12 protein-coding genes and 1 pseudogene are annotated in these 15,053 nt (G+C 71.9%); 7 read left to right on the plus strand and 6 right to left on the minus strand.

Translation table 11 applies throughout. The annotated features are described in order from the left end of the window. Positions 1–36: 36 nt before the first annotated feature. Positions 37–1,269, minus strand: a complete 1,233-nt coding sequence (locus ACTWQC_RS02785; RefSeq protein WP_443313855.1) for an ROK family protein — start codon at positions 1,267–1,269, stop codon at positions 37–39. Between the two features lie 223 nt (positions 1,270–1,492). Here ACTWQC_RS02785 and ACTWQC_RS02790 point away from each other — a divergent pair, with 223 nt between their 5' ends. The 3 genes from ACTWQC_RS02790 to ACTWQC_RS02800 are packed head-to-tail and all read left to right on the plus strand — an operon-like array spanning position 1,493 to position 5,681. Then, positions 1,493–2,296 carry a sugar phosphate isomerase/epimerase family protein gene (locus ACTWQC_RS02790; RefSeq protein WP_443313931.1) on the plus strand — a complete coding sequence of 268 codons (804 nt, stop codon included), beginning with the start codon at positions 1,493–1,495 and terminating at the stop codon, positions 2,294–2,296. Further along, positions 2,293–3,690, plus strand: a complete 1,398-nt coding sequence (locus ACTWQC_RS02795; RefSeq protein WP_443313856.1) for an MGH1-like glycoside hydrolase domain-containing protein — start codon at positions 2,293–2,295, stop codon at positions 3,688–3,690. The genes ACTWQC_RS02790 and ACTWQC_RS02795 overlap by 4 nt, the downstream gene beginning before the upstream one ends. Positions 3,691–3,695: 5 nt before the next feature. Further along, entirely contained in the window at positions 3,696–5,681 is a 1,986-nt protein-coding gene (locus ACTWQC_RS02800) for an amylo-alpha-1,6-glucosidase (protein WP_443313857.1), read from the plus strand. Between the two features lie 41 nt (positions 5,682–5,722). Here the strand turns inward: ACTWQC_RS02800 and ACTWQC_RS02805 are convergent, their stop codons facing one another. The 3 genes from ACTWQC_RS02805 to ACTWQC_RS02815 all read right to left on the minus strand — a co-directional run bounded on the left by ACTWQC_RS02805 (position 5,723) and on the right by ACTWQC_RS02815 (position 6,740). Further along, positions 5,723–5,938 carry a hypothetical protein gene (locus tag ACTWQC_RS02805; protein WP_443313858.1) on the minus strand — a complete coding sequence of 72 codons (216 nt, stop codon included), beginning with the start codon at positions 5,936–5,938 and terminating at the stop codon, positions 5,723–5,725. Positions 5,939–6,021: 83 nt separating this feature from the next. After that, entirely contained in the window at positions 6,022–6,255 is a 234-nt protein-coding gene (locus ACTWQC_RS02810; RefSeq protein WP_443313932.1) for a UBP-type zinc finger domain-containing protein, read from the minus strand. 50 nt (positions 6,256–6,305) lie between these two features. Continuing rightward, on the minus strand, positions 6,306–6,740 hold the full coding sequence (locus tag ACTWQC_RS02815) for a hypothetical protein (protein WP_443313859.1): 435 nt from the start codon (positions 6,738–6,740) through the stop codon (positions 6,306–6,308). 180 nt (positions 6,741–6,920) lie between these two features. On the opposite strand from ACTWQC_RS02815, the gene ACTWQC_RS02820 reads away from it, so the two are divergent. The 4 genes and pseudogenes from ACTWQC_RS02820 to grpE form a co-directional block, all read left to right on the plus strand. After that, positions 6,921–8,129, plus strand: a complete 1,209-nt coding sequence (locus ACTWQC_RS02820) for an LLM class flavin-dependent oxidoreductase (protein WP_443313933.1) — start codon at positions 6,921–6,923, stop codon at positions 8,127–8,129. Further along, on the plus strand, positions 8,117–8,737 hold the full coding sequence (locus tag ACTWQC_RS02825) for an FMN reductase (RefSeq protein ID WP_443313860.1): 621 nt from the start codon (positions 8,117–8,119) through the stop codon (positions 8,735–8,737). Before ACTWQC_RS02820 ends, ACTWQC_RS02825 begins: the two co-directional genes overlap by 13 nt. Positions 8,738–9,421: 684 nt before the next feature. Continuing rightward, positions 9,422–11,305 carry a molecular chaperone DnaK gene (gene dnaK, locus ACTWQC_RS02830; RefSeq protein ID WP_443313861.1) on the plus strand — a complete coding sequence of 628 codons (1,884 nt, stop codon included), beginning with the start codon at positions 9,422–9,424 and terminating at the stop codon, positions 11,303–11,305. A 68-nt stretch (positions 11,306–11,373) separates the two neighbouring features. Further along, a pseudogene (gene grpE / locus ACTWQC_RS02835) lies at positions 11,374–11,883 on the plus strand (nucleotide exchange factor GrpE); the annotation flags it as partial. Between the two features lie 8 nt (positions 11,884–11,891). Here the strand turns inward: grpE and ACTWQC_RS02840 are convergent. Further along, positions 11,892–13,067 carry an acyltransferase family protein gene (locus tag ACTWQC_RS02840; RefSeq protein WP_443313862.1) on the minus strand — a complete coding sequence of 392 codons (1,176 nt, stop codon included), beginning with the start codon at positions 13,065–13,067 and terminating at the stop codon, positions 11,892–11,894. A gap of 90 nt (positions 13,068–13,157) precedes the next feature. Next, entirely contained in the window at positions 13,158–14,921 is a 1,764-nt protein-coding gene (locus ACTWQC_RS02845; RefSeq protein WP_443313934.1) for an ABC transporter ATP-binding protein, read from the minus strand. Positions 14,922–15,053: the final 132 nt, after the last annotated feature.

The raw sequence follows: 15,053 nt of genomic DNA on the forward strand, positions 1-15,053 counted from the left end.
AGCGAGGACTACGGCATGGTCATGGCCGGCGGCGCTTCATCGCGGACCTGGCGAAAGGTGCGGTTCGCGGCTGACGCTCTCGAGCGCGGCGAGCCGGGCGTCGGCCCGGTCGGGGGCGTAGAGGTGCTCGACGACCATCGCGGCGGCCCCGGTCAGCCCCGCGCGCTCGCCGAGCGAGGAGGTGACGACCTGGAGGTTGGCGGTCGTACGCGGCATGGCGCGCTGGTAGAGGAGTTCGCGCACGCCCGTGAGGAACGGCGTCCCCGCGAGATCCCCGGCGATCATCAGCACACCCGGGTTGAGCAGGGTGACCACGGTGGCCAGCACCTCCCCCACCCGACGGCCCGCCTCCCGGGCCAGCCGGACGGCCTCGGGCCGGCCGGCCGCGAGATGCTCGCGCACCCCGGAGCCCGAGGCGGCCGGGAGGCCGAGCGCGCTGAGCTGCCCGGCGAGCGCGCGGCCGCTCGCGACAGCGGCGAGGCAGCCGAACGAGCCGCACATGCACAGGGCGTCGGTGCGGTCGGGCAGCCGGATGTGCCCGATGTCTCCCGCGCCGCCGTCGATGCCCCGGTAGATCTCCCCGCCCACCACGACCCCGGCGCCGATCCCCGTGGACACCTTGACCAGGAGGAAGGCGCCGCAGTCACGGAATCCGGCGCGCTGTTCGGCGTACGCCATGAGGTTCGCGTCGTTGTCCAGCAGGACGGGCAGCGGGTCCGACGACACGGGGCCGACGTGCTCGGCGTAGGCCTCCCGCATGCGCCGGCGGACCGGGTAGCGGTCCCAGCCGGGCATGATCGGCGGCTGGACGACCTGCCCGGCCTCCCAGTCCACGGGTCCCGGCACGGAGAGTCCTATGCCGCAGACCTTTCCCGGCTCGGTGCCCGCCTCCGCCAGCAGCGGCCCGAACCACTCGGCGAGCCGGACCAGCACCTTGTCCGGCCCGTCCTCGAGCAGCAGGGGCTCGGTCCGCTCGGCCAGGACCGTGCCCGCGAGGTCGAAGACGGCGAGACGGGCGTGGCGGGTCTCCAGGGCCGCGGCGAGCACGACGGCGTGCGCGGCGTCGAACTCCAGCCGGGTGGAGGGGCGGCCGCCGGTCGAGATGCCGGCGCGGTCGCGCAGCCACTCCGCCCGGAACAGCTGGTCGAGCCGGTGGCCGACGGTGGACCGGGACAGCCCCGTGGCCTCCTGGAGCTCGCCCCTGGTCGTGGCCTCGCCGGTGCGGATCAGCCGTAGCAGGTGGCCGGCGCTCGCCTGATTCCCCGTCATCCCGTCCTCGTCTCGTCAGCCGTCACGGCCAGGCTACGGCGAGTGCGGTCGCGATCGCCTCCGACCGCGGGGAACTTCCACGTGTGCCAAGTCCTCCCGCACTTACGGCCGTTGTTCATGCATCAGAGCACTACTTTTGTATGTTGCCAAGGCATAACCTTGATATATCTTCGACGTTAAGCGAGCACCCAAACCCTCGGAGTCCCGTGTGGAACGCGTGCACATGCCCAGGACCGCCTGCCAGGAACAGCTGCTGCCCGGCGAGACCCTCCAGCAGAAATGGGAGTTCGCGCAGGACGCGGGCTATGACGCGATCGAGCTGCGCGGGGGCCCGGGCGGCTTCCGCTTCCGCGACCGGCTGCCCGAGCTGCGCCGGGCCCTCGCCGACGGGGTCGTCATGCCGACCGTCTGCGCGCAGATCCCTCAGTTCTGCGGGGCGTTCGAGGAGGAGCAGCGGCGCGACGCCATCGTGCAGCTGAAGTCCCAACTCTCGGTGATCGCCGAACTCGGCGGGCTCGGCGCGCAGGCCCCCGCCTCGTACGGCATGTTCTCCCGCGGCCTGCCGCCTTTCGAGCCCGCGCGGCCGGCGGACGAGGAACGGGAGGAGCTGCTCGCGGGCGTCACCGAGCTGGGCGAGCATGCGAAGCGGGAAGGCGTGGTCCTCTTCCTCGAGCCGCTGAACCGCTACGAGGACCACCTCGTCAACAGGCTCGGCCAGGCAGTGGAGTTGATCCGTACGGTCGGCATGGACTCGGTGCGGATCGGCATCGCCAGCTTTCACATGAACATCGAGGAGAGCGATCCGGCCGCCGCGATCCTCGCCGCCGCGCCGTACATCGGCCATGCGCACGTGAGCGACTCCAACCGGTACCAGCCGGGCGCCGGTCACCTCGACTGGCCCGCCTGGCTCGGTGCGCTGGACGCGGCGGGCTACGACGGCCATCTCACGGTCGCCTGCCGGCTGAGCGGCGATCCCGCCCAGGCCCTGCGGTCCATCCCGGCCTTCCTCCACCGGGCCGCGACGTGACGGCCGGGCTCCTCGAATCCCATGTCACGCGGGGCCGGGACGGGGACGACGAGCGGTCGCTGCGGCGCGCCGCCACCCGCGTACTGCTGCGCAACTGGACGGGTGGAGCGACCGTGCCCTCCCGCTCGCTGTATCCGCACCAGTGGAGCTGGGATTCCGCGTTCATCGCGATCGGGCTGCGGCACGTCTCGCCCCGCCGGGCGCAACGGGAGCTGGAGACGCTGCTCGGCGCCCAGTGGGGCGACGGCCGGATCCCGCACATCGTCTTCAATCCGGCCGTGCCGCTCGACGCCTACTTCCCCGGCCCCGACTTCTGGCGCTCCTCGGAGGCGGGGCGGGGTGCAGGCGCGCCGCGCTCCACCGAGACCTCCGGGATCGTACAGCCGCCGGTCCACGCGCTGGCCGCCTGGCTGGTGCACCTGGCGGATCCGGCGGAGTCCCGGCGCCGCGGCTTCCTGCCCCGGGTCTTTCCGCGGCTGGCCGCATGGCACCGCTATCTGACGGACCGTCGGGACCTCGGCGGCCACGGACTCGCCGCCGTCGTCCACCCCTGGGAGCCGGGCCTGGACAACAGCCCGAGCTGGGACGCCCCGCTGCGGCGCGTCGAGCCCGCGCCGGACAGCTCGTTCCGCCGCGCCGACCTCGCCCACAGCCCGGCCGCCGACCGCCCCACCGACCTCGACTACGGGCGCTACGTACGGCTGGCCGCCACCTATCGCGACCACGCCTACGACGACGGGCGCACCCCGCACGCCTTCGCCGTCGAGGACCCGTCCTTCAACGCTCTGCGCATCGCCTCCGAGCACGCACTGGCGCGGATCGCTGACGCCGTGGGCGCCGACCCCGCGGGGCTCCGGGAGCGCGCCCGTGTCACCACCCGCGCCCTGGTGGAGCGGCTGTGGGAGCCGGCCGCCGGGATCTTCGTCTGCCGCGATCTGCGATCCGGCCTGACCTGCCCCGACCGCACCGTGTCCGGGCTGGTGCCGCTGATCGTGCCGGACCTGCCCCGGGAGGTCGCGGACGCGTTGCTGGCGACCGCGCGCGGCGAGCACTTCGCGCTCGGGAAGGTCCATCTGGTGCCGAGCTACGACTTGTTGGGGCCGGAGTTCGACGGCAGCCGCTACTGGCGCGGGCCCAGCTGGTTCAACATGGCCTGGCTCCTGCACGGCGGGCTGCGCGCGCACGGGGAGTACGGCGAGGCGGAGCGGCTGCGCGAGACCTCTCTGACGGCCGCGCACGCCACGGACTTCGCGGAGTACGTGGACCCGTACAGCGGCGAGGGCCGGGGCATCCGCGGCTTCAGCTGGACCGCGGCCCTGGCACTTGACCTGCTGTACGCGGACCGGGACGCGCACGGCGCGTTCGGTTTACGGAATGACGAAGGGGAGGGGTGAGCGCTATGACGGGACGTCATCTGCTGGTCCACGAGGGCGCCTTCGCGATCGTGACCGACTCCGGCGACATCACGGGGGTGCGCGGCACCTCTCCTGACGGGCTGTTCGCCCGGGACGCCCGGCACCTGAGCCGCTGGCAGCTGACCGTAGACGGCGCACCGCTCGACGTGCTGGTGACCGCCGGGCAGTCCGGGCCCCAGCGACCGCTGAGCACGGTGCTCACCCCGCCCGCCGGCCGTGACCGGCCGCCCGCGTTCACCGTCTTCCGCGAGCAGGCGGTGGGCGACCGGGCCCTGGCCGAGCGCATACGGCTGGCGAGCAACCGCCCGGAGCCGACGACGGCCCGCATCTCCCTGACCGTGGACGCCGACTTCGCGGACCAGTTCGAGCTCCGCTCCGACCACCGCTCGTACGACAAGAACGGCGCCGTACGGACCGCCGAAGCGCTGCGCGAGGGGGTGGTCTTCGGGTACGAGCGGACGGCGACGGACGATGGTCCCGCGTGGCGTTCGCGCACGGTGGTCAGCAGCAGGCCGGCACCGGACGCCGTCCACCGGCCGTCCGAGGGCACCGAGCACACGCTGGAGTGGCACCTCGCGCTGCCCCCGCACGGCAGCGTGGCGATCCTGCTCCAGGCGTACGCGCTGCCCTCGGGAGTCCGCGGTGCGCCCCGGGCCGCGCTCCGGTCCCCGCGCGAGGTCGTGGCACGGCATTCGGCGGACCGGGCCGTCTTCATCCGTGCCACCCCCAGGCCGCGCCAACTGACCGGCTGGACCGAGCTGGCCAGCGCCTGCAAGCAGGGCCTGGCCGACCTGGCGGGCCTGCGCGTGCCGGCCGCCGGCCCCGACGGGGAGCCGCTGCGCGTGCCCGGCGCCGGTATCCCCTGGTTTCTCACCCTCTTCGGCCGCGACGCCCTGATCACCTCGCTGTTCGCCCTTCCGTACCGGCCGGAACTGGCCGCCGCCGCCCTCCCCGCGCTCGCCGCGGCCCAGGGCACGGTCCACGATCCGGCCCGTCAGGAGCAGCCCGGCCGCATCGTCCACGAGATCCGGCACGGCGAACTCGCCCGCTTCCGCCAGGTCCCGTACGGCCGTTACTACGGCGCCGTCGACGCCACCCCGCTCTTCCTCACGCTCCTCCACGCCTACACCGAGCGGACGGCCGACGACGCGCTCGCCCGCCGCCTCGAACCACAGGCCCGCGCCGCCGTCGAGTGGATGTTCCAGGACGGCGGCCTCGAGCGGCACGGCTGGCTCGTGTACTCCTCGGACGCCGAACGGGGCGGCCTGGCCAACCAGAGCTGGAAGGACTCCCCGGGCGCGATCTGTTTCAGCGACGGAAGGCCAGCGCAGGGGCCCGTCGCGGTGGCGGAGGTCCAGGGGTACGCGTACGACGCCCTGGTCCGCACCGCCGCCCTCGCCCGTAAGACATGGGACGATCCGCACTTGGCCGACGGTCTCGAGGAGGCGGCGTTCGAGCTGCGCGGGCGTTTCTGCCGGGAGTTCTGGATGCCGCGGGCCGCCTTTCCCGCCCTTGCCCTCGACGGCGAGGGCCGCCAGGTCGACGCGCTGGCATCGGACGCCGGTCACCTGCTGTGGTCCGGAATCCTCGAGGAGGCAGAGGCCGAGACGGTCGGCCGCAGGCTGCTCGAGCCGGACTTCTTCTCCGGCTGGGGCATCCGCACCCTCGCCGCGGGCCAGGCTCCGTACCACCCGCTGTCGTACCACAGGGGCTCGATCTGGCCGCACGACAACGCGCTCGTGGTCCTCGGCCTGGCCCGCTACGGGCTGCGGGAGGAGGCCCTCGCGGTGATCCGCGGGCTTGTGGAGGCGGCGGCCGTGCACGGGTGGCGGCTTCCGGAGGTGCTGGCCGGGTACGGGCGCGACGAACACCCGACGCCCGTGCCGTATCCGCACTCGTGCTCCCCGCAGGCGTGGGCGGCCGCCACCCCGCTCGCCCTGCTCACTGCCTGGGCTCCCGGGCGTCCCTGAGGCCGGGCCGGCCCTTCACCCCGGCGCGGGGGCGGCGGCGGTCAGGACGGCGCGGCCTGCTGCTCCGCTTCGCCGAACCGCGCGAGGGCGAGCGCGCCCGCGATCGAGAGCACGAATCCGGTGACGGCCAGCGGGGCGAGCCCGTGCCGGGTGGTGTCGCCGAGCCGGGCCACGCCGAACACCGCGGGCCGGACGGGGCCCCCTGCAGCCATGCGCGCGCCCATGGCCTGCAGGACCGTCGCCGTGCCTGTACTCACGGCGGCGCGAGCGCGAAGGCGATGCCAACCATGGACGGACCGTAGCGGCGTGCGTCCGGCGGACCGCGGATTGAGGCGAGTCGTCAGACGAGAGCCTCGTGGACGAAGCACCACCGCCAGTCCTCGCCGGGCTCGAACGAGGCGATGACGGGATGGCGGTCCTCGCTCGCGTGCCCGCGGGCGTGCCTGTGCGGCGAGGAGTCACAGCAGCCGACATGGCCGCAGGTCAGACAGAGTCGCAGATGCACCCACAGGGAGCCGATCCGCAGGCAGTCCTCGCACCCCTCCGGCGTACGCGGCTCCACCTGCCGAACCATCGACAGGTGCGGATCGGGTTCCGAGATCACCCGGCGGCGTCCGGGTCAGGTCACCGGCGGCGGCGCCCGCACTGCGGCAGGCCGTCGATCAGCAAGGACACGCCGATGCCGAGCATCCAGACGTCCTTGGCCAGCGGCAGACCCTGCTCCGTCCAGCGCAGGCTTCCCTCCTGCCGCATGCCGGGCGTCCGCAGGTACAGGCCGAGGGTGCCGAGCGAGAAAGCGGTCAGGCCGGCCCCCGCGGCGGCCGCCGGGACGACGGGGAGCAGCAGAGCTCCGGCGAGCGCGAGTTCCACCCTCGAGAGGAGCCGGGTGAACCGCTCGGCCTCGAGCTTGCCGAAGAACGGGTAGCTGCCGGTGGCGAAGCCGTGCAGCTGCCCGGCGGTCGCCTCGTCCGCATCCACCTTCGACACCCCGGAGTTGAGCAGAAAGGCTCCGGCGCTGAGCCTGAGCGGAAGTTGCCGGGCCAGGGACCGTGGGTTCATGAGACCACCTCCCGTTCTCCATCCACGCTAACGGGGCAAGGCGGTACCCGCATCGGCGGCGACCCCCGCCACGGGCCCTGCGGGAGCCCACGTCAGCGCAGGTCACGGCCGGGAATAGGACGGCGCGCCGGACCGTTGAGGAGATAGTTGAACGAACAACTACAGAGGCTGGTGAGCACGATGCAGTTCGGGATCTTCACCGTCGGTGATGTCACGCCCGACCCCACCACCGGCAGGACCCCCACCGAGCACGAGCGGATCAAGGCCATGGTCGCCATCGCGCTCAAGGCGGAGGAGGTCGGTCTCGACGTCTTCGCGACGGGCGAGCACCACAATCCGCCGTTCGTACCGTCCTCGCCGACGACCATGCTCGGCTACGTCGCGGCGCGCACCGAGCGCCTCATCCTCTCCACCTCGACGACGCTGATCACGACGAACGACCCCGTAAAGATCGCCGAGGACTTCGCGATGCTGCAGCACCTGGCCGACGGGCGGGTCGACCTGATGCTGGGGCGCGGCAACACCGGCCCGGTGTACCCGTGGTTCGGGCAGGACATCCGGCAGGGCATCCCGCTCGCCATCGAGAACTACGCACTGCTGCACCGGCTGTGGCGCGAGGACGTCGTGGACTGGCAGGGCCGGTTCCGTACGCCGCTGCAGGGGTTCACCTCCACCCCGCGTCCGCTCGACGGGGTGCCGCCGTTCGTCTGGCACGGCTCGATCCGCAGCCCGGAGATCGCCGAACAGGCCGCGTACTACGGCGACGGGTTCTTCGCCAACAACATCTTCTGGCCCAGGGAGCACTTCCAGCGGCTGATCGACCTGTACCGGGAGCGGTACGCGCAGTACGGGCACGGCACGGCCGAGCAGGCCGTCGTCGGGCTCGGCGGCCAGGTGTTCATGCGCAGGAACTCCCAGGACGCCGTACGCGAGTTCCGCCCCTACTTCGACAACGCGCCCGTCTACGGGCACGGCCCCTCTCTGGAGGAGTTCACCGCGGAGACCCCGCTCACCGTGGGCAGTCCGCAGGAGGTCATCGAGAAGACCCTGACGTTCCGGGAGTCTTTCGGCGACTACCAGCGCCCGCTGTTCCTGATGGACCACGCCGGGCTGCCGCTGAGGACCGTACTCGAGCAGCTCGACCTCCTCGGCGAGGAGGTCGTACCCGTCCTGCGCAAGGAGTTCGCCTCGGGGCGGCCGGCCGAGGTGCCGGACGGCCCGGCTCATGCCGCGCTGGTCGCCCGCCGCGACGCCGACGCCGAGGCCGCGGCCACCGCCAACGCCAACGCCAACGAAGACACCGACACCGACACCGACACCGACACCGTATCCAACGGCCCGGCACCGGCTCCGGCGGAGCCGGTGAAGGAGGAAAGATGGAGCCGTTGAAGCTCGTGGTCGTCTCCGCCGGTCTCAGCCGACCGTCGTCGACCCGCCTGCTGGCCGACCGGCTGACGGAGGCGACCGGGAAACACCTGGACGGTGAGAGCCGCACGGCCGACGTACGCGTCGTCGAACTGCGCGGTCTGGCCACGGACATCGCCAACAACTTCGTGACCGGCTTCCCCGCCGCCGCCCTCCGCGAGGCGATCGAGGCGGTGTCGGAAGCCGACGGCATCATCGCCGTCACGCCGATCTTCACCGCCTCCTACAGCGGTCTGTTCAAGTCGTTCTTCGACGTCATCGACAACACCGCGCTCGCCGGAAAGCCGGCGCTGATCGCGGCGACGGGCGGCACGGCGCGGCACTCACTCGCCCTCGAGCACGCGCTGCGCCCGCTGTTCGTGTACCTGCGCGCGCTCGTCGTACCGACCGCCGTCTTCGCCGCGTCCGAGGACTGGGGCGGCGGCGACGCGCACACGGACGGGCTGGCCGCCCGCGTCGACCGTGCGGCCGGGGAGCTGGCCGAGCTGATGCTCAGCAGACCGCGGGCCCCCGAGCCGCCCGCCGCCGTGACCCCCTCCGAGCAGCAACTTGCGGCGCTGAGGCTCGACTAGCACCCTGCGGATCAAGGCGCCCGCGGCGGCTTCTCCCCGGGTCATGCGCTCCCCCGCGACCGCTGGGAGGCGCCCCCATCCCGAAAACTGAGGCTCTGCCCCGCGGGTCGCTCGCCGCGCAGCGGGCCGCCTGGTCCGGGGTGCGCGCCGCGCTGATCCGCCGGGCGGCCATGTCGTCCGGGCCTGCGACGAGACCGACGACGCAGCGCCGGCGGCGGCCACGGGCCGGGCGGGCCGCGGGATGCGCGCTGGCCGGCGGCCAGGCGGGGACTTCCCCGTGCTGCTCATCCACGGCACGGTCGCCGGCGTGTGGCACCAGCGCAGGTCCCGCCGCCGCGTCGGCATCACAGTGGAACCCCGGGGCTCAGCCGTGCCCGGCGCGGCGAGAGCTGGACGACCAGGTGGCGCGCATCGGGGGAGATCCTCGAAGCGACACCGTGGCCGACGATCGGCACGGTGACCGTCGGCGGACACGCCTGACCGGACATCCGCAGGCGACGCGGACTCCCCCTCTTCCCGCCCTCGTATCCTCACTTGCCCGGACAACTTGACAATTGCCTGGTCTGGATCCTTTTCTGAATGACATAGGGGCAATCTCCGTAGCTGCAGGTCACGGCCCATCACGGTAGGTGGAACCCGCGCCCGCACCCGGGCGCGCGGAAGGCCGTGAGGATGGGAGCTGACATGACACGCCCGGTCGGTATTGACCTCGGTACGACGAACTCGGTGGTCAGCGTCCTGGAGGGCGGTGAGCCCACGGTCATCCCGAACACCGAGGGTGCGCGGACGACCCCGTCAGTGGTCGCCTTCGCCAAGAACGGCGACGTGCTCGTCGGCGAGGTCGCCAAGCGCCAGGCCGTGACCAACGTCGACCGCACCGCCCGGTCGGTCAAGCGCCATATGGGCGAGGCGGACTGGCGGTTCCCGGACACCGGGGATGTGGACGGCAAGCGGTACACGGCGCAGGAGATCTCCGCGCGCGTGCTGCAGAAGCTGAAGCGGGACGCGGAGGCGTACCTCGGAGAGGACGTGACGGACGCCGTCGTGACCGTGCCCGCGTACTTCAACGACTCCCAGCGCACCGCCACCAAGGAGGCCGGCGAGATCGCGGGCCTCAATGTGCTGCGGATCATCAACGAGCCGACCTCTGCCGCGCTCGCCTACGGACTGGACAAGGAGAACGACCAGACCGTCCTCGTCTTCGACCTGGGTGGCGGCACGTTCGACGTCTCGCTGCTGGACATCGGCGAGGGCCTGGTGGAGGTCAAGGCGACCAACGGCGACACGCACCTGGGCGGTGACGACTGGGACCAGCGGATCGTCGACCACCTGGTGAAGCAGTTCAAGAACGCTTATGGGGTCGACCTGTCCAAGGACAAGATGGCGGTGCAGCGGCTGCGCGAGGCCGGGGAGAAAGCCAAGATCGAGCTGTCCGCCGCGACCGAGACCACGATCAACCTGCCCTACATCAGCGCCTCGTCCGAAGGCCCGCTGCACCTGGACGAGAAGCTCACCCGCTCGCAGTTCGAGCAGCTCACCGAGGATCTGCTGGAGCGCTGCAAGGGACCGTTCCACCAGGCGATCAAGGACGCCAAGATCAAGGTCTCGGACATCAACCATGTGATCCTCGTGGGCGGCTCGACCCGGATGCCCGCCGTGACCGAGCTGGTCAAGGGTCTGACCGGCAAGGACCCGCACAAGGGCGTGAACCCGGACGAGGTCGTCGCCATCGGCGCCTCGCTCCAGGCCGGTGTCCTCAAGGGCGAGGTCAAGGACGTCCTGCTGCTGGACGTCACCCCGCTGTCCCTCGGCATCGAGACCAAGGGCGGCATCATGACCAAGCTGATCGAGCGCAACACGACCATTCCGACCAAGCGGGCCGAGACCTTCACGACGGCCGAGGACAACCAGCCCTCGGTGGCCGTGCAGGTCTACCAGGGCGAGCGGGAGATCGCGGCGTACAACAAGAAGCTCGGGATGTTCGAGCTGACCGGCCTGCCCCCGGCCCCGCGGGGCGTCCCGCAGATCGAGGTCACCTTCGACATCGACGCCAACGGCATCATGCACGTCTCCGCGAAGGACCTCGGCACCGGCAAGGAACAGCGCATGACGGTCACCGGCGGCTCCGCGCTGCCGAAGGACGACATCGACCGCATGATGCGCGAGGCCGAGCAGTACGCGGAGGAGGACCACCGCAAGCGGGAGGCCGCCGAGGCCAGGAACAACGGCGAGTCCCTCGTCTACTCCACGGAGAGGTTCCTGCAGGACAACCCGGACAAGATCCCGGGCGACGTGAAGTCCGAGGTCGAGACCGCGATCGGCGAGCTGAAGGAGAAGCTCAAGGGCGAGGACACCGCGGAGATCCGCACCGCGACCGAGAAGCTCGCCGCGGTCAGCCAGAAGCTGGGCCAGGCGATGTACGCGCAGGCCCAGAGCGGCACCGCGGCCGGTACGGGCAGTGGCGCGGCCGGTGCCGGTGCGGGCTCGGAAGGCCCCGACGGCGCGAAGCCGGACGAGGACGTGGTCGACGCCGAGATCGTCGACGAGGACAAGGGAGACACGGCATGAGCACACCGTCCGGCCCCCGGCACGGGCCAGACCGGCCCATGCCCGTCGTCCTCCGCGACCAGCGGGGTATGGGCCCGACCACCCTCCAGCCCTGGACAGCCGGCCGCGGCCGACACCCCCGGAGTGGCCCCGCGCCGCCGTCCGCCGGAGCCGGTCCCCCGGCTGCACCGCCGGCGGCGCCTCCCTCCGCCCCGCCCGGCGGGGCCCCCGGCACGGGCGGGACCGAGGACCTTCAGGCGCGGCTGGCCGAGCGCACGTCAGACCTGCAACGCGTGAAGGCGGAGTACGACAACTACCGCAAGCAGGTCCGCCGCGACCGGATGGCGGTGCGTGAGATCGCCGTGGCCAACGTGCTCCGCGGGCTGCTTCCGGTCCTCGACGCCGTCGCACTGGCCCGCGATCACGGAGAGGTCACCGGGGGCTTCGCGGCCGTCACCGAGGACCTGGAATCCCGCCTGGCCGAACTCGGCCTCCAGGCCTTCGGAGAAGAGGGCGAGCCCTTCGACCCCACGCGCCACGAGGCGATCACCCGCGTGACGTCGGCCAGTGTCAGCGGCCCGACGTGCACACAGATCTTCCGCTGCGGCTACCGCGTGGGCGACCAGCTGCTGCGCCCGGCCGAAGTGGTGGTCGCAGAACCGGGCGAAGCTGCCGACCCGGCTGAATCGGCCGGACCGACGGAACCGGCACCCCCGGCGTCGGCATAGCGGACCGCACCGCGGCTGCTCCCAGCGCTGCGGGGGGCGGACCGGAATGCCCAGTCCAGCCGTGGTTCCACGAACGGGTGGAAGACTCTCCGTACGGGCGGGCTGCTGAGGGCCAGGGCGAGTGAGACACCGAGGACCGTGACGGCCAGTCTCCCTGCCGGGGTGTGCCAGAACTCCGGGCGGTACCAGCCCTCCCAGGCGGCTGTACGGATCACGAGACCGTGCAGCAGATACGCGTACAGCGTCCCCGCCCCGAGCGCCGTGAACCAGGTGTGTCTGCGCGGCACCCAGGCCAGGAAGGCCGCCACCAGAAGAAGCGAACAGGCGAGCAGAGCCAGCGTCATCGCGGCTCCGACCGGCCAGGCCACCCGCAGTTCGCCCCAACTCTTGCTGCGGACGGCCCACTCGGAGGTCATCTGCCCCTTGGCCAGGTAGGCCACCACCGCCGCTGCCCCCATCACGGGCACTGCGGCGATCCGCACCCACCTGGCCCGCAGCAACTCCCAGTGCTCGGGGCGCATCAGCAGACCGACCACGAAGAACGGGAGGAACTGCAGGATGCGGTCCAGGTTCAGCACGGCGCCGATCTCGTTCGCGGCGCCGAAGAGTGCGATGGCCACGGCGAGCCCCAGTGCGACGTACCACCGCATCACCAGCCATATCGGGGCGGTGAGCCGCCACACGAAGAGGGCGATGAGGAACCAGGTGAGATACCACGGGGTCAGCAGGCTGAGGTCGTTGCCGCGGTCGTCGACGGCGTTGCCGTAGAGCGTGTACGCCGTCTCGAAGATGGCGTAGGGCACCGCGATGCCCGTGATCAGCCGCTTGACCTGGCCCGGCTTGAACGTGAAGCTCCGCGAGAAGTAGCCGGAGAGCACGATGAACACCGGCATGTGGAAGCTGTAGATGAACAGATAGCCCGCCCAGACCGCCCGGCTGTCCTTGAGAGGCTGCCAGGCGTGTCCCACCACGACGAGGACCATCGCCAGCAGCTTCGCGTTGTCGAAGAACGGATCGCGCCCGCTCCCCGCCTCACGCGCCGAGCCTTCCGTCACACAACCGCCTCCCCGGATCGACACCGGTTTCGCACCATACCTGCCATGGCCAGGCATCTCGCCGTGTTTCCGGGGGGCGTGGCGTTCGCCTCAATTTCCGGAATTTATGAACTGGGTGGCGGCCAGCTCCGCGTAGAGGGGGTCCGCGGCGACGAGGTCGGCGTGGGTGCCGATGGCCCGTACGCGGCCCGTGTCCATGACCACGATGCGGTCGGCCATGGTCACCGTGGAGAGGCGGTGCGCGACGACGAGCACGGTCGTGGTGCGGGCGGCGTCGGCGACGGTGTCGCGCAGCGCGGCCTCGTTGACCGCGTCCAGCTGGGAGGTCGCCTCGTCCAGGAGCAGCAGCCGGGGGCGGCGCAGCAGGGCCCGGGCGATGGCCACGCGCTGGCGTTCGCCGCCTGAGAGCTTGGTGCCGCGATGGCCCACGAGCGTGTCCAGGCCGCTCGGCAGCCGTGCAACGAGGCCGTCGAGTCGTGTCGTACGCAGGACTCGGCGCAGCTCGTCGTCGTCCGCTCCGGGTGCGCCGAGCAGGAGGTTCTCGCGCAGGGAGCCGGACAGGACGGGGGCGTCCTGTTCCACGTAGCCGATGGCGGCGCGCAGGCCGGGGATGTTCCACCGCCGGATGTCCTGGCCGTCGAGGAGTATGCGGCCTTCCGTCGGTTCGTAGAACCGCTCGATGAGGGAGAAGACGGTGGTCTTGCCCGCGCCCGAGGGGCCGACGAAGGCCGTCATGCCGCGCGGCGGGACGGCGAAGCTGACTCCGTGGTGCACCTGGGGCAGGTCTGGGCCGTAGCGGAAGTGCACGTCGTGGAAGGCGAGTTCGGCGGGCGGGGCTCCGGGCGCCGGCAGTTCCGCGGACGGGCCCTGCGGCTCGGTGGGCAGCCGATGGGCCTCCTGGATACGGGTCACGGCGGCGGCTCCGACCTGGTATTCGGTGACGGCGCCGACGAGTTCGTTGACCGGCGGCATCAGGTAGAAGACGTACATCAGGAAGGCGATGAGCGTGCCGATGTCGATCGCGCCGGAGGCGACGCGGGCCCCGCCGACCGCGAGCACGGTGAGGAAGGCGATCTGGGAGGCGAGGCCCGCGGTGTTGCCCGCCAGTGCCGCCCACTTGGCCGCGCGTACGCTCGCCCGCCAGGAGTCGTGCGCCGCACGGTGGATGGCCGCTTCCTCGCGGTGCTCAGCGCCGGATGCCTTGACGGTGCGCAAGTTCCCGAGCATCCGCTCCAGTGCGGCACCCATCAGCCCGACGGACTCCTGGGCGCGTTTGCTTGCGCGGTTGATACGCGGGACCAGGAAGCCGATGACGGCTCCGGCGAAGGCGAGCACGCCGAGGGTGACGGCGAGCAGGACCGGGTCGAGCACGCCCATCATCGCCACGGTGGCCAGGAGCGTGAGCGCCCCGGTGACGGCGCCGACGAGGGAGTCGGTCGTGACCGAGCGCAGGAGGGTGGTGTCAGCGGTCACCCGCGACATCAGGTCGCCGGGTTCGGTGTGGTCGACGGCGGGGACGCGCAACCGCAGCAGATGGGAGACCAGGCGGCGGCGTGCGGTGAGCACCACCGACTCGGCGGTGCGGCGCAGCACGTACGAACCGAGGGCGCCGATCGCGGCGTTGGCGATGACGAGGACGGTCATCAGCAGGACTGCGCCCGTCACGGCGCGTTCGGCGCCGAGGTTGTCCACCAATTGTTTGGCGGCCAGCGGCAGGACCAGGCCCGTCGCTCCGGTGAGCAGGCTCAGCAGCCCGCCCAGCAGGAGCCAGGGGCGGTAGGGGCGTATGTATCCGAGCAGCACCCGCCAGGGGGCCGGGGCCGCCGGCGGGAGAGAACCGTCCTCCGGGGCCACGTCCCGGTCCGCGTCCGGGGACGGGGACGGGTGCAGGGACGGAGACGGAGTGGCGGCGGGCGTCGTGGCGCGCTGCCGGGGTATCGCGTCGGACGTGGTGACGTCCTGCGGTGCGTCCACTTCGAACCTCGG

Source organism: Streptomyces sp. 8N616 (genome assembly GCF_052246385.1).
GTDB lineage: Bacteria > Actinomycetota > Actinomycetes > Streptomycetales > Streptomycetaceae > Streptomyces.

Coding starts and splice junctions, on each gene's coding strand:
- ACTWQC_RS02785 (WP_443313855.1), bottom strand. CDS start 1,269: ATGACGGGGAATCAGGCGAGCGCCGGCCACCTGCTACGGCTGATCCGC.
- ACTWQC_RS02790 (WP_443313931.1), top strand. CDS start 1,493: ATGCCCAGGACCGCCTGCCAGGAACAGCTGCTGCCCGGCGAGACCCTC.
- ACTWQC_RS02800 (WP_443313857.1), top strand. CDS start 3,696: ATGACGGGACGTCATCTGCTGGTCCACGAGGGCGCCTTCGCGATCGTG.
- ACTWQC_RS02810 (WP_443313932.1), bottom strand. CDS start 6,255: ATGGTTCGGCAGGTGGAGCCGCGTACGCCGGAGGGGTGCGAGGACTGC.
- ACTWQC_RS02815 (WP_443313859.1), bottom strand. CDS start 6,740: ATGAACCCACGGTCCCTGGCCCGGCAACTTCCGCTCAGGCTCAGCGCC.
- ACTWQC_RS02820 (WP_443313933.1), top strand. CDS start 6,921: ATGCAGTTCGGGATCTTCACCGTCGGTGATGTCACGCCCGACCCCACC.
- ACTWQC_RS02825 (WP_443313860.1), top strand. CDS start 8,117: ATGGAGCCGTTGAAGCTCGTGGTCGTCTCCGCCGGTCTCAGCCGACCG.
- dnaK (WP_443313861.1), top strand. CDS start 9,422: ATGACACGCCCGGTCGGTATTGACCTCGGTACGACGAACTCGGTGGTC.